The following is a 22,979-nucleotide window of genomic DNA, read 5'->3' as shown; positions in this document are numbered from 1 at the left end:
CCACGCACCATCGTAGGAGCGGGTTCACCCGCGAAAGGGCCGGTACAGGCAACACACATTCAAATGAAAAACAAAAGCTCCATTTGGGCCTGTGGCGCGATCGGATATGCCATTCGCGACATCTGGCGTTGATGGAAATGCCCTGTCGTGATCGAACAGTTCCGTGGCGTTCTCGTGTAATTCCCCACAGCCATGCGGGGATTAAATGAACCCCGAACCGCACTGACACCTTGCTCTGTGACGCGTGCCAAATATCAACAACAGCGCGCGAACAACGTGTCGACTTATTGATTTCAAAGGAGATATTTTTCGCCTACGCCTGCCCGTCCTTCCTTGTGTCAGCAAAAAGAGAACAACATCAATGAACACCGTGGGATCTGATGGCAACCTTGCACAAGGTTTCAAGCCACGTCACGTAACGATGCTGTCCATCGCCGGCATCATCGGCGCCGGACTTTTCGTAGGTTCTGGCCATGCCATCGCGGCAGCCGGGCCAGCAACCATAATTTCCTATTTCGTGGCCGGGACCCTGGTGGTACTGGTCATGCGCATGCTCGGCGAAATGGCCGTGGCACACCCCGACACCGGATCGTTTTCCACCTATGCCGACCAGGCCATTGGCCGCTGGGCCGGCTATACCATCGGCTGGTTGTACTGGTGGTTCTGGGTACTGGTCATTCCTATCGAAGCATTGGCCGCCGGGCATGTGCTGAACGCCTGGTTCCCGCAGGTGGACAGCTGGATCTTCGCCCTGGCTTCGGTGTTGCTGCTGGCCGGTACCAACCTGTTCAGCGTGGCCAAGTACGGCGAGTTCGAGTTCTGGTTCGCCATCCTCAAGGTCACCGCCATCCTGGGCTTCATCGGCCTGGGCTTCGCCGCGCTGATGGGCTGGCTGCCCAACCGCGAGGTCAGTGGGCTGAGCGGGCTGATGGCCGAGTACGGCGGCTTTGCACCGAAAGGCTGGTCGGCAGTGGTGGGTGCGTTCATCACCGTGATGTTCAGCTTCATCGGTACCGAGGCAGTGACCATTGCCGCATCCGAGTCCAGCGACCCGTCGCGCAACATCGCCAAGGCCACTCGCTCGGTGATCTGGCGTATCAGCACCTTCTACATCCTGTCGATCTTCGTGATTATTTCGGTGGTGCCGTGGAACGACCCGCAGCTGGCGGTGGTGGGTTCGTACCAGCGTGCGCTGGAAATCATGAACATCCCCAACGCGGCATTCATGGTCGACCTGGTGGTTCTGGTAGCCGTTACCAGTTGCATGAACTCGTCGATTTACATCGCTTCGCGGATGATGTTTTCGCTGGCCAAGCGCGGTGACGCCCCGGCCTTCCTCAACAAGACCTCCAAGGTCGGTGTACCGCGTGCTGCAGTATTCGGCAGCACCCTGATCGGTGCGGCCATCGCGGTCCTCAACTACTTCGCACCGAAGGGTGTGTTCGAGTTCCTGCTGGCCAGCTCCGGCGCCATCGCCCTGTTGGTGTACATGGTTATCGCCATCTCCCAGCTGCGCATGCGCCGCCGTCTGGAGCGCGAGAACACCGAACTGAAGTTCCGCATGTGGCTGTTCCCGTACCTGACCTGGGCGGTGATCATCTTCATTGCCGGGGCGCTGGCGGTGATGATGTACACGCCTGAGCATCGGGCGGAAGTGAGCTCGACATTGGGCCTGGCGATCGTGATTTCCTTCCTGGGGATCGTGACGTCGAGGGGCCATGCGCAACCGGTGGGCGCGCGATCGATGGGGTGATTTAGTTCACCTGGCTGTAAGGCAAAGGGCACCCGAGGATGGGTGCCCTTTGTTTTTTTTGAAACACTTGTCTGGCGGAAGATGCCTAGGTGGTCGAATTCCAGGGCCTACCGGGTGGCCATGTCGAAGCGGATCTGCAACGTGCACTGATAGATATGCTCAAACAGTTCCTACAGAAGATCAGCGTACTTGAGCGGCCATCAAGTGCCGCCCATCACGCTTTGCACATATCGCATCACAGCCGGCGCTTTCTCGAAGCGCCGGTGGACCAGGCTCAGCCACGAGCTAGCCTGGCAATCGACGACCCGCCGGTAATTCACCTGCGGCAGGTTGATGCGCTGCACCACCGATTCCGGGACTACTGCAATGCCTTGCCCAAGTGATACCAAGGTAATCACGGCCACCAGGCTGCCGGGTTGTGGGCCAAGCATCGGGACGAAGCCACCTTGCGCCGCCACTTCCAGCGTGCCGGAAATCTGCTCGGGCAGAATGAAGGTTTCATTGGCCAGGCGCGAGGCCGGGATCTGCGGCACTTCGTTGATCCGCGAGCTGGCGGGCAGGGCGAGAACGAAACCTTCCTGGTGCAAGGCGATGGCTTCCAGCTGGTCAGGAAGCTCCATCGGTGAGCGCACGTAGGCAAGGTCAAGTAAGCCGTCGCGGACCATGCCGGGGAGTTCGGCCATGGGCAGTTCACGGATATTCAGGCGCACGCCAGGGCAGGTTTCGCTGTAGCGGCTGACTTGCTGCTGGAGCATGCCCGAGTAGGCGGCCGAAGCCACGTAGCCCAGTTCGATACGCCCGCTTTCGCCACGGGCTGCGCGTTGTGCACCCAGCTGTGCGGCGTCGAACTGGCGCACGGCCTGTTCGGCCTCAATCAACAGCGCCTGGCCGGCGGCGGTGAGGTTGACCTCGCGCTGGCTGCGCTCGAACAAGCGCACACCCAGCTCGCGTTCCATGTCCTGGATCTGCCGGCTGAGGGTGGGCGGGGCGATGCCCAACTGCTCGGCGGCCCGGGTGAAATGGCCGTGGCGGGCGACGCAGAGAAAATAGCGGAAATGGCGGATTTCCATCAGGTGTTACCTGCAGGGTAATGACGCGGGGCGCCGGGGCTAACAAGCCTTGGCGCAGGCGGCGGTATGGTAAGGCCAACACTACAAGGCTGGTGGCTTGGCGGCAAAGCCTGCCTGTGCAATTGCAGGGACCGCACAACATTCGAGGGCTATGCATTATCTGGAGCGCGCAGCGGTCCCGGCGATCCTGCAGGTTAAAGGCACTTCAAACCAACCAGCTCAGCTTCTGGAGCCCCACCATGCCCTCTGCACGCTTCACCCTGCTTACCGCCTCCCTGGTCTGCGCCCTGATCATCCTCGACACCAACATTGTCGCGGTCAGCCTGCCCAATATCGCCCGCGACCTGTCTGGCTCGTTCGCCGATATCGAATGGGTGGTCAGTGCCTACCTGCTGGCCTTCGCCGCTTGCCTGCTGCCCGCCGGCGGCCTCGCCGACCGCTTTGGCCGCCGGCGCATGCTGCTGCTCGGCCTGGCCCTGTTCGGCCTTGCCTCGCTAGCCTGCGGCGCGGCGCCCAGCCTGCTATTGCTCGACCTGGCCAGGGCCGCCAAGGGCATCGGCGCGTCCCTGTTGTTGACCTCGGCACTGGCCGCCATCGGCAACCGCTTCCACCAGCCGCAGGAGCGCATGCGCGCCTGGGCCTTCTGGGGTGCCTGCATGGGCGCCACCATGACCTTTGCGCCGCTGCTCGGCGGGGTGATCGCCAGTACCCTGGGCTGGCGCTGGATCTTCTACATCAACCTGCCGTTGGTGGCGTTGCTGGCAGTGATGGTGCTGCGCAGTGTAGAAGAGTCCCGCGACAGCGCGGCGGCCCGGCTTGACCCATGGGGCAGCCTGACGTTTGCGGGTGCCCTGGGCTATCTGATCTGGGCGATGATCGATGCCAACCAGGTGGGCTGGGGCAGTGCTCAAACCCTGGGCCGGCTGCTAATCAGTGCCTTCCTGTTTGGCCTGTTTATCATGGTCGAACGCAACCAGGAACGGCCGATGATCGACCTTCAGCTGATGCGCAGCGGGCGGTTCGTGGGTGCTTTGCTGGGCATGTTCGCCTACGCCGCCTGCGCCCAGGTGATGATGACTTTGCTGCCGCTGTACCTGCAAAACGGCCTGCAACTGTCCGCATTGGCAGCCGGGGCCGGCATGCTGCCGTTTGCCGTGGCCATGTTGCTGGCACCGCGCTTGGGCATGCGCCTGGCGGCGCACTTGAGCCCGGCGCAGGTATTCGCCCTTGGCCTAGTGCTGGTGGGGGTGGGCAACCTGCTGTGTGCCTGGGCCGCCGGGTTTGGCGGCTATGCAGCCTTTGCCCTGGCCAGCCTGGTGCTGGGGGCGGGTGCCGGGCTGCTAAATGGCGACACCCAGAAAAACATCATGGCTTGTGTGCCACGCCAGCGTACCGGGATGGCTTCCGGGTTGAGTACAACTACGCGCTTCGGGGCCATCGTCCTGGCTATCGGTTTACTGGGCGGCGTACTGGCCGCCCGCAGCGGGCAATTGCTTCACGAAGCCCTGGTCGCCGTAGCGCCATCGCAAGTGGGCCAGGTTGCTGCGATGGCCACGCGGGTAGCGGCGGGCGACCTGCAGGCGGCCCTGGCCCTGCTTGATCCGGGCTTGCGTGAAGCGGTGGCACCCTTGGCCCGCCAGGCGTTCATGGGTGGCTTCGAGGCCGTGTTGCAGGTTGCGGGCCTTGCAGCGCTGGTGTTCGCGGTGGTGGTTGGCGTGCTGCTGAGCCGCCCGCTGCCCGCTACGCAGGAAACGTTACTGGCGCAAAGCCCACCCCTGTAAAAGGCATGTATCCACACCGGCAAAACCGCTTTGGAGCCGCACTCGGATGAATAGGTAGCTGACCGCAGTTATTTCACCCTTGCGCGCAACTAATACAACCGGAAAATGTCATTTCACTGCGCGCCAGCAATGGCGCGTGGATGATGCTGGCGCTGGCCAGTAAAACTATACCGAGGCAAGGAGCTTCCCGTGCACAACGACGACTATTCCGACCCGCTATCAATCCCGGCGGACCAACTACCGCCAGGCGTTTTCCCGCCGATGCCGGGCTATACCATCGCCGACCTGCTTAATGTTGCCTACCAACCCACTGAAACCCTACTTGAAAAGCTCGATATCGACCCGGGCCTGATTCGCGAAACCAGCATCGCGTTTGCCAGCCATCTGTATCAGGCGCTGGAAAGAGACGATATCCAGTATCAGATCGCGACCTGGTACCAGAAGCCCTATGACCACCCTGAAATGCGTGTGCGCAGTGTGGAAATCATCGCTGAACAATTCGGGATCATAACGATAGAAGCTGTCGCTGACTCATTGGAGGGCTCACCGCTGCGGCAACTGGGTAAAGACTTCTTTGCGGAATACATCGAACTGGCCGGTTGTGCCATCAAGAACCACATCCTGAAGTTGAACGACCCCGAGTTTGACCCGTTTGCGAGCCGCGAAAGTGAATAAGGTTTAAGTGCTGGAGGCGCCCGCGATGTGGTGCCTCCAGCTACCCGAAAAATAAATGAGGTGTTTTCTCATTCTCGTTCGGCTTGTAGAGAAGGCCGGAATACAGGCCAGCCCGCCGACACTCTACGGAGCGAGAAAATGAGTTTGACCCCGGTTCCACAGCGCCATCCATTGAGCCGTGCCGTGCGCGGCGCGTTTTTGGGTATGGTTGTCAGCAGCTACGCGCTGCCATCGCTTGCACAACCCGTAAACGCTGAGCACACCAACCCGCTGCAGCAGTGGAACATTCCGGGTGGCCCTTTGGAACCGGCGCTCGACCGCTTTGCTCGCCAGGCGGGTATCAGCCTGTCCTTCGATGCCCAAAACGTCGCTAACCGCAGCACCCAGGGCGTACAGGGCAACCTGGAAACGTCGGCAGCGTTGTCGTCGCTGTTGCAAGGCACCGAATTACAAGTCGAGCAGCAAGGCCCCAACGCCTACCTGGTGATTCCACAACCAAAGCCTGCCGGCCCGCTGGAACTGGGCGCGACCGAGGACTACCGCCTGGCGCCTGTCATCATCAATGCCAAGGTCAAGGCCAGTGCCGACGATGACGCCAACTCGGTGGTTGCCAAGGAGTTGTGGGTAGGGGGCAAGGTGGCGACCAGCATCCTCAACACGCCCGCGTCCGTGTCGGTGGTGACCAACAAGGAAATGCAGCAGCGCAGCGTCAGCACCACCGAAGAGGCGCTGCAGTACACCCCCGGCGTGGTCAGCGACTACTACGGTTCGGACGACCGCAACGACTACTTCCTGATCCGCGGCTTCCAGGCCACCACCTACCGAGACGGCCTGACCCTCAGCTCGATGCGCGGTGTGCGCGAAGACCCTTACGCCTACGAGCGTATCGAAATTCTGCGGGGTGCCAACTCCACCCTGTTCGGCCCGGCAGACCCGGGTGGCTCCGTGAACTTCGTGACCAAGCAACCGCGCTTCGAGAAGTTTGGCCAAGGCTACGTGACCTATGGCTCCTATGACCATGCCGAAACCGGGATTGATGTAGGCGATGCGCTGAACGACGAACAAACCCTGGCCGGCCGCTTCACGGCCAAGATGCAGAACAGCGACCGCGAGTACGACCATTCGCAGGACGACAACCGCTTCGTCATGGGCGGCCTGACCTGGGCGCCGACCGACTTCACCTCGGCCACGGTGGTGCTGGATTACCTGAAGACCAACAGCTCGCCGAACAGCGGTGGCTACCCGCTGGACAAGGAGTACGACCGCAGCGACTTCTACGGCGAGCCCGGCTACAACTTCCACGATGTCGAGCGCACCAGCCTGAGCGGCAACATTACCCACGACTTCGACAACGGCTTCACCCTGCGCAGCAACCTGCGCTACAGCGAGCTGACCGATGACTTTGGCTACGCCTACCTGAGCGACAACGCCTCGCGTGTTGGTACCACCATTCCACGCTACGTCTTCGGCACCGACAGCGATGCCGACCAGCTCAATGGCAACTTGATGCTGCAGTACGATGCGCAGTTCGAGCACATCGACAGCAGCACGCTGGTGGGCGTCGAGTACCTCGACTCGACGACCAAACAGAGCTCGGTCTACGGCCTGGCGCCTTCCATCGACATCGCCAACCCGGTATTCACCGGCGTGCCTGGCGGCATCACGCCCTATACCCGCAAAAAGAATGACGCCACCACCAAGGCGGTTTTCCTGCAGCAGAACCTGTCGTTCTTTGACCGCGTCATCGCGACCGCAGGCGTGCGCAATGACTCGATGGACCTGTCGAGCAAGGAATACATCGGTGGCGAGCAGACCGAAAAGGACAACTTCTCCGAAACCTCCTACCGCGCGGCACTGACCTATATCGTCAACGATGAAGTGTCGACCTACGTGAGCATGGTGGAGTCCGTCTCGCCCCCGCAGGTTGGCGTTACACCGCAGACCGGCAAGCAATACGAAGTGGGCATCAAGTATTCGCCCATGGGCATGGACGCACTCTTCTCCGCCGCTGTTTACGACCTGACCCAGGAGAACGTCACCATTGCCGTGGTGTTGCCAAGCGGCATCATCGAGCAGCAGACGGTGGGCGAGTCACGCGTGCGTGGCCTTGACCTGGAAGCCAAGGCACAAGTCACGCAAGACATCAGCGTGATTGGTGCTTACTCCTACATGGAGTCCGAGGTGCTGCGCGGGTCGCTGTATGACGGCTCTTCCTTGAAGGGCAATGAATTCACCACTGCGCCCAAACACACCGCATCGCTGTGGAGCTATTACGACATACCTGGCACTGACGTGAGTGTCGGCCTGGGCGCGCGGTATGTGGGGGCGTACTACATGGATGCTGCCAATACCAAGAAGAGCGATGGGACCACGTTGTTCGATGCGGCGCTGAACTACAAGATCGCCAAAGGGACCGACCTGGCGCTGAATGTGAGCAACCTGTTTGACGAGCAGCATGTGGTGGGGTCGGGGACGGCGAATTACTACAACCCGGGGCGTGAGGTGACGGCGAAGGTGAGTTATAGCTGGTAAGGCGGCCAGGGGATGGCACGGGTTGCGCCCCTGTTCGCGGGTAAACCCGTGCCCACAGGTGCGCAAGATCCTGAAGCTTGCAATGAACCCCCGTATCTTCAAAGAGACTGACTGTTGAGCCGGTGTTTTTAGACCTTCAAATCGGCGCCGCTAAAACCGTTGCGCTGATAAAAGCGCTCCAGCTCACGGGCTTCCGGTTCCCTGCCGGTGAATATCTTCAGGTACTCGGGGATGTAGCGCATGCGCTGGGCCAGGGGCTCCCGGGTTTTCATGCTGATGTAGCCGATTTGCGTCAGGTAGATGGAACGGGCGCGGGTAATCGCAGCATCGTGTTCAAAACCGAAACGGTCGAACATCTGCCGCAATGCCTCGACGCGTTGCGCGTCTGCCTGGCCGATTTCCTGCGCCACTTCCGGCGACTGCAGCGCCCAACTGCGCATGGCGAACTCGAATTGCGAGTCGAACAATTCGCTGTTCAGCCAGCAGTCGAAGACGTTGAGAATCGCCTCGGTGATGGACTCGGCATAGGCCTGGGATTTGGTCACCAGGTTGAAGGTGTTCTTGTTTTTCCATTGCTCGATCAAGGCCACGAGCAAGGCATCGCGGTCTTCGAAAAACCAGTAGAAGCTGGTGCGCGACAAATTCAGTTTTTTGGCCAGCGGCATCACGCGCACGGCATCCACACCTGACTCGGTCAGGCTTTCATAGGCCGCATTAAGCCAGCCTTCCAGTGAGCCTCGGCCTGCTGCTTCCGCCTTTGAGGTGGTTTCTTTCATGGGCATTTCTTCCCTTTTCAATGTGCGCTTCGTGGCAACTGTACACCATCGTCAAGAGTATTGACACCTGTGTACACAGGGGCATATTGTCGGCGTGCCTGATGACCTGTTTGCGAGACCGATATGAAAAACGATCCGCTACTTCAGCCTTATCGCCTCAAGCATTTGACCCTGCGCAACCGCATCATCACCACTTCCCACGAACCGGCCTACCCGGAAGACGGGATGCCGAAAAAGCTCTACCGTGCCTACCACGTTGAACGTGCCAAAGCCGGCGTAGCCATGACCATGACCGCAGGCTCCGCCGCGATCTCCCGTGACAGCCCACCCGTGTTCAACAACATTCTGGCCTACAAGGACGAAGTGGTCGGCTGGATGAAAGACCTGACCGACGAGTGCCACGAACATGGTGCAGCGGTGATGATCCAGCTCACTCACCTGGGCCGGCGTACCCGCTGGGACAAAGGCGACTGGCTACCGGTGGTGTCGCCCTCCCACAATCAGGAACCCGCACACCGCGCCTTCCCCAAGCAGCTTGAACAGTGGGACATCGACCGCATCATTCGCGACTATGCCGATGCCGCCGAACGCATGAAGGCCGCCGGCCTGGATGGTATCGAGCTGCAAGCCTACGGCCACTTGATGGACCAGTTCTGGTCGCCACTGACCAACGAACTGGAAGGGCCGTACGGCGGCTCGCTGCAAAACCGCCTGCGCTTCACCTTCGATGTGCTCACGGCCATTCGCAAACGCGTGGGCCCGGAGTTTATTGTCGGCATTCGCTACACCGGGGACGAAGTGCTCGCCGGTGGCCTGCAAAAAGAAGAGGGCTTGCTGATCTCTCAACTGTTGAAAGACAGTGGCATGATCGACTTCCTCAATGTGATTCGCGGCAATATCGCCACCGACGCCGGGCTGACCGACATCATCCCGATCCAGGGCATGCGCAATGCCCCGCACCTGGACTTTGCCGGCGAAATCAAGACACTGACCGGCTTCCCGACCTTCCATGCAGCAAAAATTCCCGACGTGGCCACGGCGCGTCATGCCATTGCCTCGGGGTTGGTGGACATGGTCGGCATGACCCGCGCGCACATGACCGACCCGCACATCGTGCGCAAGATCATCGAAGGCCGTGAAGACGATATCCGCCCTTGCGTAGGCGCCAACTATTGCCTGGACCGCATTTACAACGCAGGCGCGGCCTACTGCATCCACAACGCCGCGACCGGGCGTGAAACCACCATGCCTCATGAAATACCCAAGGCTGTGCAGAAGCGCAAAGTGGTGATAATCGGCGCCGGCCCTGGTGGCCTGGAGGCGGCACGCGTGGCAGGCGAGCGCGGCCACGAGGTGGTGGTGTACGAGCTGGCGGACAAACCCGGTGGGCAGATTCGCCTGACCGCACAGTCCGAGCGGCGCAAGGAAATGATCAGCATCATCGACTGGCGCATGGCGCAATGCGAGCGCCTTGGCGTGAGGTTCCACTTCAACACCTGGGCAGACACCGCGATTGTGCTCGATGAAAACGCCGACGTGGTGATCGTGGCGACTGGGGGCATGCCGCACACCGAAGTGCTGGAGCACGGCAATCAGTTCCTGGTTTCAAGCTGGGACATCATTTCCGGCGACGTGAAGCCTGGGCGCAATGTGCTGGTGTACGACGATGCGGGCGACCACGCCGGCCTGCAAGCCGCCGAATTCATAGCCCGCAGTGGCGCCAAGACTGAAATCATGACCCCCGACCGCTCGTTCGCGCCAGAAGTCATGGGCATGAACCTGGTTCCCTACATGCGCGCGTTACAGCACCTGGACACCACCTTTACCGTCACCTACCGGCTCAAGGCCGTGGAGAAACAAGGCGACCAATTGCTGGCCACGATCGGCACCGATTACAGCGACCTGACCAAAACGCGCCTGGTGGATCAGGTGGTGGTCAACCACGGCACCCGGCCGCTGGACGAGCTGTATTTCGACCTCAAACCCCTGGCCAGCAACGAAGGTGCCTTGGAGTACATGGACCTGATTGTCGGCAAGCCGCAAACCGTTGTCAGCAACCCCGAAGGGCGCTTCCAGCTGTTCCGCATTGGTGATGCAGTGGCGTCGCGCAATACCCATGCGGCCATCTACGATGCCCTGCGGCTGGTCAAGGACCTCTAGCCGCCCTGCGTCGCCCACAACAATAAAGACAGCCGTCACCAGATTTAGAAACCTTTTAGTTACTGCCCCGAAAGTTGGTCTGACTCAGCGGAGGTTGTTGCATGCAAACGGGTTCTGATTCCATTGAGCTGCTCACGGCGTTAACCGAACGCGACCTGCGCTTTCGCAGCGATGCCAAGGTCACTGAACATGCCATCGCGCCGGTCGACACGGCGTTACTCGATGCGTATGCCGCCATCGATCGCAAAGCCTTGCGCCATTACCGACTGGAGCGCATTCGCGAGCAACTGCGCGCCCAGGATTACGCCGGCATTCTGTTGGCCGATCCGATCAATATTCGCTATGCCACCGACACCAATAACCTTGGTTTGTGGGTGATGCACTCGCCCAGCCGCTATGTGTTCGTCGCCACCGACGGCCCGGTGGTGCTGTTCGAGTTCACCAGCAGCCGGCACAACAGCGAGCACGTTGAAACCATCGATGAAATTCGCCCGGCGATTCCCTGGCTGTACTTCCTCGCCGGCCCCCGCGTGCAGGAAAAAGCCGAGCGCTGGGCACAGGAGGTGGCGGACCTGATGGCCCGTCACGGTGGCGGCAATCGCCGCTTGGCGGTCGACCGCTGCGACCCTTGGGGCGCGCAGCGCCTGACACACCAGGGCATTGAGCTGTTCGATGCGCAGCCATTGATGGAGCAGGCACGCTTGATCAAATCGGCTGAAGAAGTGGCCAGCCACCGGGTGTCCATGGGCGTTTGCGACCTGGCCATTGCCCGGATGCGCACAAGCCTGGTGCCGGGGGTTACTGAAAACCAGCTGTGGAGCATCATGCACGGCACCAACGTCGCGCACGGCGGAGAGTGGGCCGAAAGCCGCCTGCTCAGCTCCGGGCCGCGCACCAATCCGTGGTTTCAGGACGCCACCGACAAGGTCATCAAGGCCGGTGAGATGGTCTGTTTCGACACCGACATGGTCGGGCCCGGCGGTTACCTTTCAGACATCTCGCGCAGCTTCATCTGCCCCGGCAAGGCACCGACCATGGCCCAACGCGACTTGCTGGACATCGCCTCGCAGCAGATCAACCACAACGTCGAACTGCTGCGCCCGGGCCTGTCCTTTCGCGAGTTCGCCGAACGCTGCTGGCCGGTGCCCCAGCGCTTTGAGCACAACCGCTACATGATGATGCTGCACGGCGTCGGGCTGGTGGACGAGTACCCCAGCGTCGCCTACGCCGTGGATTTCACCGAGTGGGGGTACGACGGCCTGTTCGAGGAAAACATGGTGGTGTCGGTGGAAAGTTACATCGGTGAGCAAGGCGGTGGGGAAGGGGTGAAGCTCGAAGAGCAGGTGCTGATCAGCGCCAACGGGCCGATCAAACTCTCGCGCACACCCTTGGTCGACGGCGATCGATAGCTGGAGCAAAACCATGAGCAGCATGACTGTGATCGAAACCGCACCCACCTTGGCGCCGCGCCCGGTGGCCAGCGCCGAACCGTTCTTGCGCCTGGAAGGCATTCATAAACAGTTTGGCCCTTACCCCGTCTTGCACGACGTGTGTTTTGAAATGAACAAGGGCGAGGTGGTGGCCATTATCGGCCCCAGTGGGTCGGGCAAAAGTACCTTGCTGCGCTGCATCAACCAACTGGAGCCGCCGACCAAGGGGCGGGTCAGCATGGATGGCGTGCACATCGAAGCTGGCAAGGCGTTGCCCCGTACAGAGCTGCTGAAGTTGCGCCGGCGCATTGGCATGGTGTTCCAGTCGTTCAACCTGTTCCCGCACCTGACGGTGCTGCGCAACGTCAGCCTGGCGCAAATCCGCACCTTGGGCCGCAGCGCCAAAGAAGCCGACGCCCGCTCCATGCAACTGCTCGAACGCGTTGGGCTGGCTGACAAGGCCCAGCATTATCCGGCGCGCTGCTCCGGTGGCCAGCAGCAACGGATCGCCATCGCCCGCGCCCTGGCACTGGACCCTGAGCTGATGCTGTTCGATGAGCCGACCTCGGCGCTGGACCCCGAGCTGGGCCTGGAGGTGCTGGCGGTGATGAAAGAGCTGGCCGGCGAAGGCATGTCGATGATTGTCGTGACTCACGAGATGCACTTCGCCGAAACCGTGTCCGACCGGGTGGTGGTCATGGCTGACGGGCGCATCATCGAACACGGGCCGAGCCAGCGAGTGATGCGCGAGCCCGAGCATGAACGGGTGATCCAGTTCCTTCAGGCAGTGAGGAATCGCTGATGAAAGACATCCTGATGATGCTGTTGAACGGCATACCTTGGACCATTGCCGTTACCGTGCTCGCATTCTGTGTCGGCGTAGTGCTGGGGTTTCCCATCTGTGCCCTGCGCATGTCCAGGTTCAAGGTGCTGAGCATTCTGGCTGCCATGCTGGTGTTGACCCTGCGCTCAATCCCCCCGATTGTCTGGCTGTTCTTCATCTTCTTCGGCATCGGTGGCGGCTATATCAGCCTGTCGCCGTTTACCGCAGCGGTGGTTGGCCTGGGACTGATTACGGCGGCGCATATGTCCGAGGTGTACCGCGGTGCGTTCGCGGCAATTCCCGCCGGCCAGTTCGAAGCCGCCTATGTGCTTAACCTGTCGGCGCCGCAACGGTTTTTCGATGTGGTGTTGCCGCAGTTGGTGCGTATCGCCATTCCCACCTCAGCCACCTACGCCATTGGCCTGCTCAAGGACTCGGCCGTGGCCTCGACGATTGGCGTTGGTGAAATCAGCTTTCAGGCTTACCAGGTTTCACAGCAAACCTTTCAGGGCCTGAGCGTCTACAGCGCGGCGGCGGTGGTGTACCTGGTGCTCAGCGTGCCAGTGGCCTTGTTCTCTCGTTGGCTGTCGGCCACGTTGAAACAGAGGATTGCCCGATGAGCGAACTGCTGACGATGTGGATGCAATGGTTGCCGGAGTTGTGGAAGGGCTTTGTGCTGTCCATGCAGGTCACGGCCGTGAGCCTGGGCCTGGGCGTTGTGCTGGGGCTGTTGCTGGCACTGGGCGTTTCGTCGCCGAGCCGCTGGTTGCGTTACCCCTCCCTGGTTGTGGTGGAACTGGGGCGTGGCGCACCGGCGTTGATCCTGCTGCAGTATTTCTACTTTGGCCTGCCCAGCGTCAACCTCACCCTGACCTCGTTCTGGGCTGCTGCGCTGGCCATGGCGTACTGCACGGCGGCCTACACCAGTGAAATCATTCGCGGTGGCATCGAGTCGGTGGCCGCAGGGCAAACCGAGGCCGCTGAAGTGATCGGCCTCAACCGGTTCGACGCGCTGCGCTTTGTGATCCTGCCTCAGGCCTTGCGGGTGGCGCTGCCATCGCTGCTGGGGTTCTCGATCATGATGTTCCAGGCCTCGTCGCTGTGTTTCACCATCGCCCTGCCAGAAATTGTCAGCCGGGCGTCCTCCATTGGCTCTTCCACGTTCGAGTACATGCCGGTGCTGATACTGGCCGGTTTGATGTATGCCGCTGTCTGCGCCCCGGCGACCCTGGGTGTGGCAGCGCTGGAAAAAAGACTGGCCCCCAGCCAGCCATAACAACAAATCCACTCGCGCCGATTTCGGCTGCTGCTCTCTTATTGCAAAGGTGACGTCATGACTCGCTCATTCAAGCGTTTTACCCGTTGGATGTTCTTGTGCTCGACCTTGGCCGGCGCCCCGTACGCCCTGGCCGAATGCACCCCCGCGAACCAGTTTGAAACCATCACCCCGGGTGTGCTGACCGTGGCGGCGTATGTCTTCCCGCCATACTCGATACCGGGGCCGAACAACCAGTTGAGCGGCGTGGATGGCGAGATCATCAAGCGCATCGCCGAGCGCGAATGCCTCAAAGTCAAAACCATGGTGGTGGACACGGCAGCCGTCGTCCAGGCAGTGGTGGCAAAGCGCGCCGATGTCGGCATCGGTGATTGGTATCGCACGGCAGAGCGCAGCAAGGCGTTGGGCTTGTCGGCACCCTTGTACCTGGACGTGATGGGCATCATTTCGGATGAGGGTTACACGAAGATTTCCGAACTGGATGGCAAGCGTATCGGCACCGTGCAAGGCTACCTGTGGGTGGACGATTTGAAGAAAGCCTTTGGCGATAACCTGGTGCTCTACCCGAACCCCGTGGCCATGGCCCAGGACCTGGCGTCCAGGCGCATCCAGGTTGGCGCGGACAGCTTCGCGGTGGCCGTTTCTTCGCAGCAGAAGGGCGGCTACCCCGGCAAGAGCATCAAGGTGTCCGAGCCCGATCAACGGGTCAAGGCCACGCTTGAGCCCGGGCAGAGCGCCTTCCCGTACACCAAGGCCAACGCCGCCCTGGGCGAGGCACTGGGCAAGAACATCCAGGCCTTGCACGCCTCGGGCGAAATCGCAGAAATCCTCGCCTCGTTTGGCCTGGACCGCGAGGCTGCAAAAGTGGGTGAGCCGAGGATGATTCAGTAAAGACAATCAAATCCCGTAGGAGCGGCTTTAGCCGCGAATGAACGCACCGCGAGCTCTCAGGAATGACGCGTTATCGTTCATTCGCGGCTACCGCCGCCCCTTGCGGGGTCTCAGGCTGCGGCACACCTTCAACCCGAGAGCACCGAAGCCCCCATGGACGACCACAAACCCGAAAAGCGCCTGTCGCTGACCGATGCCACCACCTTCGCACAACAGCTCTGCCTCGCCCACGGCACCAGCTACGCCGTGGCCTCGGCGCTTGCCAACGCCACCGTATCAGCCCAGGCCCATGGCCAACACGAACTCGGTTTCGGCCATTTGCCTGACTACCTCAGCGGCTTTGCCACCGGCCGAATCGCCAAGGCTGCCGAGCCCATCGTGACCCAGGTCGCGCCGGCCATGATCCGCTGCGACGCCGCCCGAGGCATTGCGCAACTGGGGTTCGATCGCGCCTTCCCAGCGCTGTGCAGCAATGCGCATCAACTGGGTATCGCCCTGTTTGCGCAGTACAACGCGTTCACCTGCGGCGAGTTGGGCTATTACACCCGTCGCCTGGCGCGGGAGGGGCTGGTCGCGTTGGCGTTCACCAATGGCTCACCGCTGCTCACCGTGGCCGGCCAGAGCCGGCCGCTGTACTCCACCAACCCCATCGCATTTGCCGCCGCCAGTGACACGGGGCGGTTACTGGCGATTGACCAAGCTAGCAGCGCCACGGCTTACGTAAACCTGCTGCGGGCCGCTGAAGCAGAGGAGGCGATACCGGCAGGCTGGGCGGTTGATGCACAAGGGAATGAAACGCGCAGCGCGCGGGAGGCACTGCATGGGACATTGCTGGCATTTGGGGGCGGTCGTGGGGCTAATATTGCGTTGATGGTTGAGGTGCTTGCGGCGGGGGTGACGGGGGCCAATTGGTCGTTGGATGCAGCGGATTTCCGTGCTGGTAGTGAATCGCCTGGGGCTGGGATGCTGGTGGTTGGTATTGCTCCCAGGTTGCTGGATGAGTGCTTTGCTTCACGGTTGGATGAGCAGATGGCTCGGCTTGAAGCCTTGGGGGTTTACTTGCCGGGGAAGGGGAAAGAGGAAGCTTATGCTCGAGCGGTTCGTGAGGGCATCAGCTTGCCGTTAGCGGCGTACGATGCGTTTAGGGGCAGTTGGGGTAGTTACATCCTTTGCCATCGCCGGCTGCGGTAGCCTACCGGATCGGGAGGGCTGTAGCTGAGCCGGGGTAATCTGAACTGTTGGTTTAAGTTCTTGATTGTTATGCACTTTTCTGGTTCTGGTAATTGCTTGGAATGCTTTTTGGAGTACCTATTTGATCTGAAATGCGTAAAGTCGCGATCGAATCGTCCGATGGGATTCTGCTTGATCTCCGAACGTTTGCTCTTTGTCAAAGAAATTCATCTCGATATCACCATTGGATTCTACGCCAGCCAAGCGTGTGAATGGCGGTATATTTTCACATTTGTCAATGTCGATTGGGTGCTTCGAGCAATGAGCTTGCTGTCCCGCCATTAGCCCCCGGGTCACCCTTTGCGTACGTGATAATCATTCTGATGTATCATTTCTGATTGCCAACTGAGACTGGCTACACGATAGTTTCGGATTTTAACTGGGCCGTTCTCTAGGTATGCGTCATGGACAAGAAGCAGCTGTCTGAGCGGGATATATGCACAAAATTCATCACTCCAGCAATTCAGCAGGCTGGCTGGCAACAGCATCATTTCCGTGAGGAAGTGAATCTCACTGATGGCCGCGTGATGGTGCGTGGCAAGCTCGCGTCGCGTATTAAGAATCCCGAAGCCAAAGGCGGTCCCAAACGCGCCGATTTTGTGCTCTACGCTCGTCCCAATGTTCCGATTGCCATCGTTGAGGTTAAGCAGGCTAAATTCTCTGTCGGTCACGGCATGCAGCAGGCATTAGCCTATGCCGAGATGCTGGACGTCCCGTTCGCCATTAGTAGTAACGGCAATGGTTTCCTGATCCACGACCGCACAGGCCTCACACAGCCCATCGAGCGCGAGCTTCCGCTCAGCGAGTTTCCCTCACAGGAAGATCTTTGGCCGCTGTATCAACAGTGGAAAGGTCTGGTAGCACCCGAAGCGGTCAAGCTGATCGAGCAACCGTTTTACACCGATGGCAGCGGACGCGAACCGCGCTACTACCAACGCGTGGCCATAAACCGAGCTGTCGAAGCTGTTGCTAAGGGTCAGCAGCGAGTGTTGTTGGTCATGGCCACAGGCACAGGGAAAACCTACACTGCTTTCCAGATCATCTGGCGGCTGTGGAAAGCTAAATCCAAGAAACGCATATTATTTTTAGCCGACCGCAACATCCTGGTCGACCAGGCCATGCAGCAGGACTTCGCCCCATTCGGCGAGGTAATGCACAAGGTCACTAACCGCGAGATCAAACGGAACTACGAGATCTATCTTGCCTTGTACCAGGCAGTAACCGGAAAGGAGGAATGGAAGCAGATCTACCGGCAGTTTCCAGCAGACTTCTTTGACTTGATCGTAATTGACGAATGCCATCGTGGCAGTGCGGCTGAAGATTCAGCGTGGCGGGTTGTTCTTGATTACTTCAGCGACGCTACCCATCTAGGGATGACAGCGACCCCCAAAGAAACCAAGGAAGTCAGCAATGTCAACTACTTTGGCGACCCAATTTACACCTATTCGCTTAAGCAAGGCATCGAAGATGGGTTTCTCGCTCCATACAAGGTAATCCGTATCGCCACTGATCTAGACGCGGTAGGTTACACACCGGAAAATGGTAAACGCGACAAACTAGGCCAGGCCGTTGAGCACCGTCAATACAACACCAAGGATTTCGACCGCGCCATCGTGATTGAAAATCGCACCAAGCTTGTGGCAGGCAGAGTTTGGGAATACCTAAAAGCCACTGACCCAATGGCTAAAACCATCGTTTTTTGTGATGATCAGGACCATGCCGAGCGCATGCGTCAGGAGCTGGTGAAGCTAATTCCGGCCGCCGCCAGCAATCGCCGCTATGTCATGCGAATCACTGGCGACGACAATGAAGGCAAAGCACAGCTCTCCTACTTCATTGACAACGACGAGCCATTCCCTGTCATCGCTACCACGTCGAAACTACTCACTACCGGGGTAGACGCGAAGTCCTGCAAACTGATTGTGCTTGACCAGAACATCACCTCGATGACTGAATTTAAACAGATTATCGGGCGTGGTACTCGTCTGCGCGAAGACTACCAAAAACTCTATTTCACGATCATGGACTTCAAGGGCTCCACCCGCTTGTTCGCCGACCCAGATTTTGACGGTGATCCAGCTTCGATCTATGAGCCTGGGCCCGACGATCCCGTGATGCCTCCAGATGAAGGTAATCCGCCTGGTATCGACGAGGTCGATCTGCCACCCTATCACGCTGGCGAAGGTATACTGCTCGGAGGTGGTAGCGAGGGCCGCGTCAAGTACGTGCTTGACGATGTAAATGTGTGCTTGGCTGTTGAGCGCTCCCAATACCTCGATTGCGACGGTCATCTCATCACCGAGGACTATCGGGTCCTACTCAGGGGCGACATCAAGAAAGCATTGCAAGCTGAATTCGGGACTCTCGCCGATTTTCTGCGCCGCTGGAGCGGTGCGGAGCGCAAGCGCGCTGTGCTTGAAGAGCTTGTCGAGCATGGAATACCTCTGGAAATCTTAAGGCAGGCCGTCGTCAATGGCAGTGAGCTGGATGTCTTCGATCTGGTTTCACATGTCGCCTTTGACCAAGAACCACTCACTCGTCGCGAGCGAGCCAACAACGTGAAAAAGCGAGACATTTTCGGGAAATACGGTGAGCGAGCTCGTCTCGTGTTGGAGGCCCTGCTCGAGAAGTTCGCCGACCACGGAGTGCAGGATATCGAAGACACCAAGGTGCTGGAATTGCCCCCGTTCGACCAGTTTGGCAGCAAAACCCAAATCCGACGTGGCATTTTCGGTAGCGTCGAGAAATACACTCAAGCTGTGCAAGAGCTTGAGCAAGCACTCTACGACATACCCGAACAAAAGCAGGCTTGAGCATCGCTCAGGCCGAACGATTTGAGAAAACTTAATGAATCTGAGCAGTACCATCAAGTCCATTCAGGACATCATGCGCAAGGACGACGGCGTCGACGGCGATGCCCAGCGTCTCGGTCAGCTCACCTGGATGCTCTTCCTCAAAGTGTTCGATCAGCGCGAAGAGGAGTGGGAGGACGACATCCCAGGCTACCAGTCACCCATCCCGGAGCGCTTCCGCTGGCGTAACTGGGCGGCTTATAAGGACGATGGTGAAGGCAAGAAGAAGCCGCAGACCGCTGGCAGCGAGGTGATTAGTTTCGTTAACAACGAACTGTTTCCTTCTCTAAAGGACAAGATCGACGCAGATAGCAGCCCCCAGCATAAAGTCATTCGCGAAGTTTTCCGCGACGCCAACAACTATATGAAATCCGGCTCGCAGATGCTGGCCGTGATCGAAAAGTTGGAAGACGCGATCAACTTCCACGACTTCAAAACCCGCGCCAGCCTGGGAGATGTCTACGAGCAAATGCTCAACGACCTGCGCGGTGCAGGCAACGCGGGCGAATTCTACACTCCGCGCGCCATCACTGCCTTCATGGCAGACCGCGTAAACCCGCGTCTGGACAAGCGAGAAACGGTGATGGACCCAGCCTGCGGTACGGGCGGCTTCTTGACCGCTGCTATCGACCACTTCCGTAACCAGCTCACCGCCAAATCCAGCGCCGAAGACAAACGCGCCATTGAAGAGCTGATCCACGGCATCGAAAAAAAGCAGCTGCCCCACCTGTTGTGTACTACCAACATGCTGCTGCATGGTATCGACGTACCCAGCCAGATTGAGCATAAAAACACACTGGGTATTGGCTGGAACGATTGGAATGCAAACAAAAAGGTCGATTGCATCGTCACCAACCCGCCCTTTGGGGGCTATGAAGATGACGGCGTCGGCAGCGACTACCCAGCCGATCTGCGCACCCGCGAAACCGCCGATATGTTCATGGCACTCATCATCAAAAAGCTGTTGAAAGAGAACGGCCGCGCCGCAGTGGTGCTACCTGATGGCTTTCTGTTTGGCGATGGCATTAAAGGCGCGCTTAAAAAGTTGATGCTGCGAGACTGTAAACTACACACTATCATCCGTCTGCCCAAGGGTGTATTTGCCCCTTACACCACTATCAAGACCAATCTGCTGTTCTTCACCAAGGGCGTCACGGTGAATGATGGCACCGAACACTTTCACACTGACACTATTTGGTTCTACGAGCACCCCTACCCGGCAGGTTACAAGAGCTATTCCAAAACCAAGCCTATCCGGTTAGAAGAGTTCAAACCCGTGCAGGAATGGTGGGGTAGCGAGCATAACGATTTTGCTGACCGCGTGGAGAACGAGTTCGCCTGGAAGGTGGATTTCAAAACTAAGCGCGAGCAAGCTGATGCGGCTGCGCAACCTTACTGGAAACGCGCTGATGAACTGAACAACCAGGCCTCTGCGCTGGAAGGCGAAGCTGGTGAATTGCGCAAGAGCCTCGTTGGTACCACCGACGCCGCCTACCGCGAAAAGATCGACGCACAGATAGCTGAGTTGCGCGCCAAGGCCGAACCGTTACGCCTGCAAGCGCGTGATGCGCAAGCAACAGCCGACCGCATCTACTGGCCGATTTTTAACCTCGACATCAAAAACCCCAATGCGCCGGAAGAAGAAACGCACGACCCGGACTTACTGCTGGATAAGTACAAAAAACTGCTGGGTGAAATCGAAGAAACCGAAAACCAACTCAAGAGCGAACTCGCCGCCGCACTGGCTCATCACTTTGTAGGCGAGGACGTCTGATGAATTCGCAGCAGTTTTTGGCAGAGTTTGGGCATATTGCCAATGCGCCGGGCGGTATTTCGCAGCTTAAAGATCTTATATTACATCTCGCCGTATCAGGTGACTTGGTAGCCTCTGAATCTCCGGTCGACGCATTACCATTACTTGCTGCCATTGACCATCAAAAGCGAGAGCACACTGAAAAAAAGAAAGTAGTACGTAAGCAATCCTCGATTTCACGTGCAGCTGTCAGAGCCCCATCTCATTGGGCAGTTTGTCGACTAGGTGACTTGGCACTCACCATTACGGGTGGTGGAACGCCATCCAAAAGTCAGCCTGCCTATTGGGGAGGTAATATCCCGTGGGTAAGCGTGAAGGACATGAAAGAACTGAAGTTCTTGGATGATTCTGAAGACCATATTACTGAAGAGGGCCTAAACAATAGTTCCTCAAGCTTGATTCCTCCTGGTCGAGTCATAGTTTGCACGCGTATGGGGCTTGGAAAAATTGCAATCAACCGTGTTGCGCTAGCCATTAATCAAGACCTCAAGGCACTAGAACTGCCGAAGGAGGTTGATGCTGATTTTTTCCTGATTCTCTATAAAACCCGTGAGGTCAAGGGGACTGGTACTACTGTTGCTGGAATCAAGCAGGATCAACTGTTGGCGCTGCCCGCCGTTTTGCCACCTTTGGATGAACAAATCCGAATCGTCGCTAAAGTCGATGAGTTGATGGCTTTGTGCTGTACGCTGGAAACGCAACATCGAGCGCGCCTTAAACTACAACACAATCTGCGCCAGTCCACTCTGCAAGCCGTTGCCAACGCCGCCAGCCCGCACGAACTACAAACCTCCTGGACGCGACTGGTCGAAATATTTGAACAGCTATTTCATGCGCCGGAAGATGTGGATGAGTTCCTGGCGGAACTTAAAAACATGGCTGTCCGTGGTTTGCTTTCCTTGCCATCAACATCGCCTTCGCCTGTGGATAGAGTCGTAGCGGATTGCGATAGCTTGCGGGAGCAATACATTGCGTCAGGTTTGATGCGGCGCCAGAAACTCATTTCAGTTGCAGACTCGGATGTTGTGTATCCAGAGCACTGGGCTATCGCGCCATTTGATAAGACAGCAGTAGTAATTGGGGGTGTGACTAAAGGCCGTAACTTGCGCGGCCGTGATGTGGTGACATGCCCTTATTTATCGGTTGCAAACGTCCAGCGTGGATTTTTTAAGCTCTCTGCGCTGAAGACAATCCAGATTGGAAAAGAAGAGCTGAATAAATATCTCGTGAAAGAGGGGGATTTACTGGTCACTGAGGGGGGAGACTGGGACAAGGTTGGTCGCACTGCCATCTGGCCAGGTGGGTTGGAAAATTGTATTCACCAGAACCATGTTTTTAAGGCCCGCGTGCCGTCATTGTCATTGCTCAATGAATGGGTCGAGCTCGTATTCAATTCCGGTGTCGGTCGCGACTACTTCGCCGGAGCTTCAAAGCAAACTACCAATCTGGCGTCGATCAATATGACGCAGCTTCGAAGCTTCCCAATGCCCATTCCTCCGCTTGATGAGCAGCGAGCAGTTTTGGCCACGCTTGAGGTGCTTACGGACAAAGCAGTCGTGTGGCGAGAGCAGTTGGAGAGAAAGCAGCGCCTGGCTTCATCGCTCTCAGGTGCAACTGTGGCAGCCTTCACCGGTATCGCCATCGAAGAACAGGAGGACCCCATGAAAGCTCCGCAAACCGAGTTGATCGCCCCGCTGCGATTGGGCACGGTACCCGATATCAAAGCTCAAGCTCCCCTTGCGACCATTCTGGTCCGCCACGATGGCGAAATGAGTGCCAAGGATTTATGGCAGCGCTTCGGTGGTGAGGTTGATGCCTTTTACGCGCAGTTGAAAACCGAGGTGGCTCACGGCTGGATTCTGGAACCTGCGCCCGCCGAAATGCGCGAAAACCTAGCCGATGCGGGGAGCGTCTGAT

General features: G+C 58.7%; 16 protein-coding genes. 14 read left to right on the top strand and 2 right to left on the bottom strand.

Annotated features, from left to right (window positions below; genetic code table 11):
* Window positions 1–361 precede the first annotated feature (361 nt).
* Window positions 362–1,753: an amino acid permease gene (locus N5D53_RS13085; RefSeq protein WP_014592477.1), complete on the top strand. Its 1,392-nt coding sequence runs from the start codon at window positions 362–364 to the stop codon at window positions 1,751–1,753.
* Between the two features lie 200 nt (window positions 1,754–1,953).
* On the opposite strand, the gene N5D53_RS13080 is transcribed toward N5D53_RS13085, so the two are convergent.
* A complete protein-coding gene (locus N5D53_RS13080; RefSeq protein ID WP_104962597.1) occupies window positions 1,954–2,823 on the bottom strand; it encodes a LysR family transcriptional regulator in 870 nt (289 codons plus the stop codon).
* A 239-nt stretch (window positions 2,824–3,062) separates the two neighbouring features.
* Here N5D53_RS13080 and N5D53_RS13075 point away from each other — a divergent pair, with 239 nt between their 5' ends.
* The 3 genes from N5D53_RS13075 (at window position 3,063) to N5D53_RS13065 (ending at window position 7,811) form a co-directional block, all read left to right on the top strand.
* Window positions 3,063–4,604 (top strand): MFS transporter, encoded by a 1,542-nt coding sequence (locus N5D53_RS13075; protein ID WP_190869957.1) that lies wholly within the window; start codon window positions 3,063–3,065, stop codon window positions 4,602–4,604.
* A gap of 189 nt (window positions 4,605–4,793) precedes the next feature.
* Window positions 4,794–5,279: a hypothetical protein gene (locus N5D53_RS13070; protein WP_279840419.1), complete on the top strand. Its 486-nt coding sequence runs from the start codon at window positions 4,794–4,796 to the stop codon at window positions 5,277–5,279.
* A gap of 138 nt (window positions 5,280–5,417) precedes the next feature.
* Window positions 5,418–7,811: a TonB-dependent siderophore receptor gene (locus N5D53_RS13065; RefSeq protein ID WP_279840417.1), complete on the top strand. Its 2,394-nt coding sequence runs from the start codon at window positions 5,418–5,420 to the stop codon at window positions 7,809–7,811.
* Window positions 7,812–7,939: 128 nt separating this feature from the next.
* On the opposite strand, the gene N5D53_RS13060 is transcribed toward N5D53_RS13065, so the two are convergent.
* On the bottom strand, window positions 7,940–8,587 hold the full coding sequence (locus N5D53_RS13060; protein WP_004576152.1) for a TetR/AcrR family transcriptional regulator: 648 nt from the start codon (window positions 8,585–8,587) through the stop codon (window positions 7,940–7,942).
* Between the two features lie 123 nt (window positions 8,588–8,710).
* Here N5D53_RS13060 and N5D53_RS13055 point away from each other — a divergent pair, with 123 nt between their 5' ends.
* The 10 genes from N5D53_RS13055 to N5D53_RS13010 all read left to right on the top strand — a co-directional run bounded on the left by N5D53_RS13055 (window position 8,711) and on the right by N5D53_RS13010 (window position 22,978).
* Window positions 8,711–10,747 carry an NADH:flavin oxidoreductase gene (locus N5D53_RS13055; protein ID WP_279840414.1) on the top strand — a complete coding sequence of 679 codons (2,037 nt, stop codon included), beginning with the start codon at window positions 8,711–8,713 and terminating at the stop codon, window positions 10,745–10,747.
* Window positions 10,748–10,848: 101 nt separating this feature from the next.
* A complete protein-coding gene (locus N5D53_RS13050) occupies window positions 10,849–12,156 on the top strand; it encodes a Xaa-Pro peptidase family protein (RefSeq protein ID WP_279840413.1) in 1,308 nt (435 codons plus the stop codon).
* A 13-nt stretch (window positions 12,157–12,169) separates the two neighbouring features.
* On the top strand, window positions 12,170–12,979 hold the full coding sequence (locus N5D53_RS13045) for an amino acid ABC transporter ATP-binding protein (protein WP_192907650.1): 810 nt from the start codon (window positions 12,170–12,172) through the stop codon (window positions 12,977–12,979).
* Window positions 12,979–13,620, top strand: a complete 642-nt coding sequence (locus N5D53_RS13040) for an amino acid ABC transporter permease (protein WP_004576156.1) — start codon at window positions 12,979–12,981, stop codon at window positions 13,618–13,620. Before N5D53_RS13045 ends, N5D53_RS13040 begins: the two co-directional genes overlap by 1 nt.
* Entirely contained in the window at window positions 13,617–14,276 is a 660-nt protein-coding gene (locus tag N5D53_RS13035; RefSeq protein ID WP_004576157.1) for an amino acid ABC transporter permease, read from the top strand. The genes N5D53_RS13040 and N5D53_RS13035 overlap by 4 nt, the downstream gene beginning before the upstream one ends.
* Before the next feature lie 57 nt (window positions 14,277–14,333).
* The gene (locus tag N5D53_RS13030) at window positions 14,334–15,167 is read left to right on the top strand and encodes a transporter substrate-binding domain-containing protein (RefSeq protein ID WP_004576158.1); all 834 of its coding nucleotides are present in this window, start codon (window positions 14,334–14,336) and stop codon (window positions 15,165–15,167) included.
* Between the two features lie 153 nt (window positions 15,168–15,320).
* Window positions 15,321–16,358, top strand: a complete 1,038-nt coding sequence (locus N5D53_RS13025; protein ID WP_279840411.1) for an Ldh family oxidoreductase — start codon at window positions 15,321–15,323, stop codon at window positions 16,356–16,358.
* A 443-nt stretch (window positions 16,359–16,801) separates the two neighbouring features.
* Window positions 16,802–19,210 carry a DEAD/DEAH box helicase family protein gene (locus N5D53_RS13020; protein WP_019438956.1) on the top strand — a complete coding sequence of 803 codons (2,409 nt, stop codon included), beginning with the start codon at window positions 16,802–16,804 and terminating at the stop codon, window positions 19,208–19,210.
* Between the two features lie 34 nt (window positions 19,211–19,244).
* The gene (locus tag N5D53_RS13015; RefSeq protein WP_019438957.1) at window positions 19,245–21,023 is read left to right on the top strand and encodes a type I restriction-modification system subunit M; all 1,779 of its coding nucleotides are present in this window, start codon (window positions 19,245–19,247) and stop codon (window positions 21,021–21,023) included.
* The gene (locus N5D53_RS13010) at window positions 21,023–22,978 is read left to right on the top strand and encodes a restriction endonuclease subunit S (protein ID WP_279840410.1); all 1,956 of its coding nucleotides are present in this window, start codon (window positions 21,023–21,025) and stop codon (window positions 22,976–22,978) included. The genes N5D53_RS13015 and N5D53_RS13010 overlap by 1 nt, the downstream gene beginning before the upstream one ends.
* Window position 22,979: the final 1 nt, after the last annotated feature.

The organism is Pseudomonas sp. GD03862 (assembly GCF_029840855.1).
Taxonomy (GTDB): Bacteria; Pseudomonadota; Gammaproteobacteria; order Pseudomonadales; family Pseudomonadaceae; genus Aquipseudomonas; species Aquipseudomonas alloputida.
The sequence above is the reverse complement of the archived record's forward strand: the minus strand, read 5'-3'. Positions and strand labels throughout refer to the sequence as shown.

Bases quoted from the DNA above. Each gene is read 5' to 3' on its own strand.
- N5D53_RS13085 (WP_014592477.1), top strand. From the start codon at position 362: ATGAACACCGTGGGATCTGATGGCAACCTTGCACAAGGTTTCAAGCCA.
- N5D53_RS13080 (WP_104962597.1), bottom strand. From the start codon at position 2,823: ATGGAAATCCGCCATTTCCGCTATTTTCTCTGCGTCGCCCGCCACGGC.
- N5D53_RS13075 (WP_190869957.1), top strand. From the start codon at position 3,063: ATGCCCTCTGCACGCTTCACCCTGCTTACCGCCTCCCTGGTCTGCGCC.
- N5D53_RS13065 (WP_279840417.1), top strand. From the start codon at position 5,418: ATGAGTTTGACCCCGGTTCCACAGCGCCATCCATTGAGCCGTGCCGTG.
- N5D53_RS13060 (WP_004576152.1), bottom strand. From the start codon at position 8,587: ATGAAAGAAACCACCTCAAAGGCGGAAGCAGCAGGCCGAGGCTCACTG.
- N5D53_RS13055 (WP_279840414.1), top strand. From the start codon at position 8,711: ATGAAAAACGATCCGCTACTTCAGCCTTATCGCCTCAAGCATTTGACC.
- N5D53_RS13050 (WP_279840413.1), top strand. From the start codon at position 10,849: ATGCAAACGGGTTCTGATTCCATTGAGCTGCTCACGGCGTTAACCGAA.
- N5D53_RS13045 (WP_192907650.1), top strand. From the start codon at position 12,170: ATGAGCAGCATGACTGTGATCGAAACCGCACCCACCTTGGCGCCGCGC.
- N5D53_RS13040 (WP_004576156.1), top strand. From the start codon at position 12,979: ATGAAAGACATCCTGATGATGCTGTTGAACGGCATACCTTGGACCATT.
- N5D53_RS13035 (WP_004576157.1), top strand. From the start codon at position 13,617: ATGAGCGAACTGCTGACGATGTGGATGCAATGGTTGCCGGAGTTGTGG.
- N5D53_RS13030 (WP_004576158.1), top strand. From the start codon at position 14,334: ATGACTCGCTCATTCAAGCGTTTTACCCGTTGGATGTTCTTGTGCTCG.
- N5D53_RS13025 (WP_279840411.1), top strand. From the start codon at position 15,321: ATGGACGACCACAAACCCGAAAAGCGCCTGTCGCTGACCGATGCCACC.
- N5D53_RS13020 (WP_019438956.1), top strand. From the start codon at position 16,802: ATGGACAAGAAGCAGCTGTCTGAGCGGGATATATGCACAAAATTCATC.
- N5D53_RS13015 (WP_019438957.1), top strand. From the start codon at position 19,245: ATGAATCTGAGCAGTACCATCAAGTCCATTCAGGACATCATGCGCAAG.
- N5D53_RS13010 (WP_279840410.1), top strand. From the start codon at position 21,023: ATGAATTCGCAGCAGTTTTTGGCAGAGTTTGGGCATATTGCCAATGCG.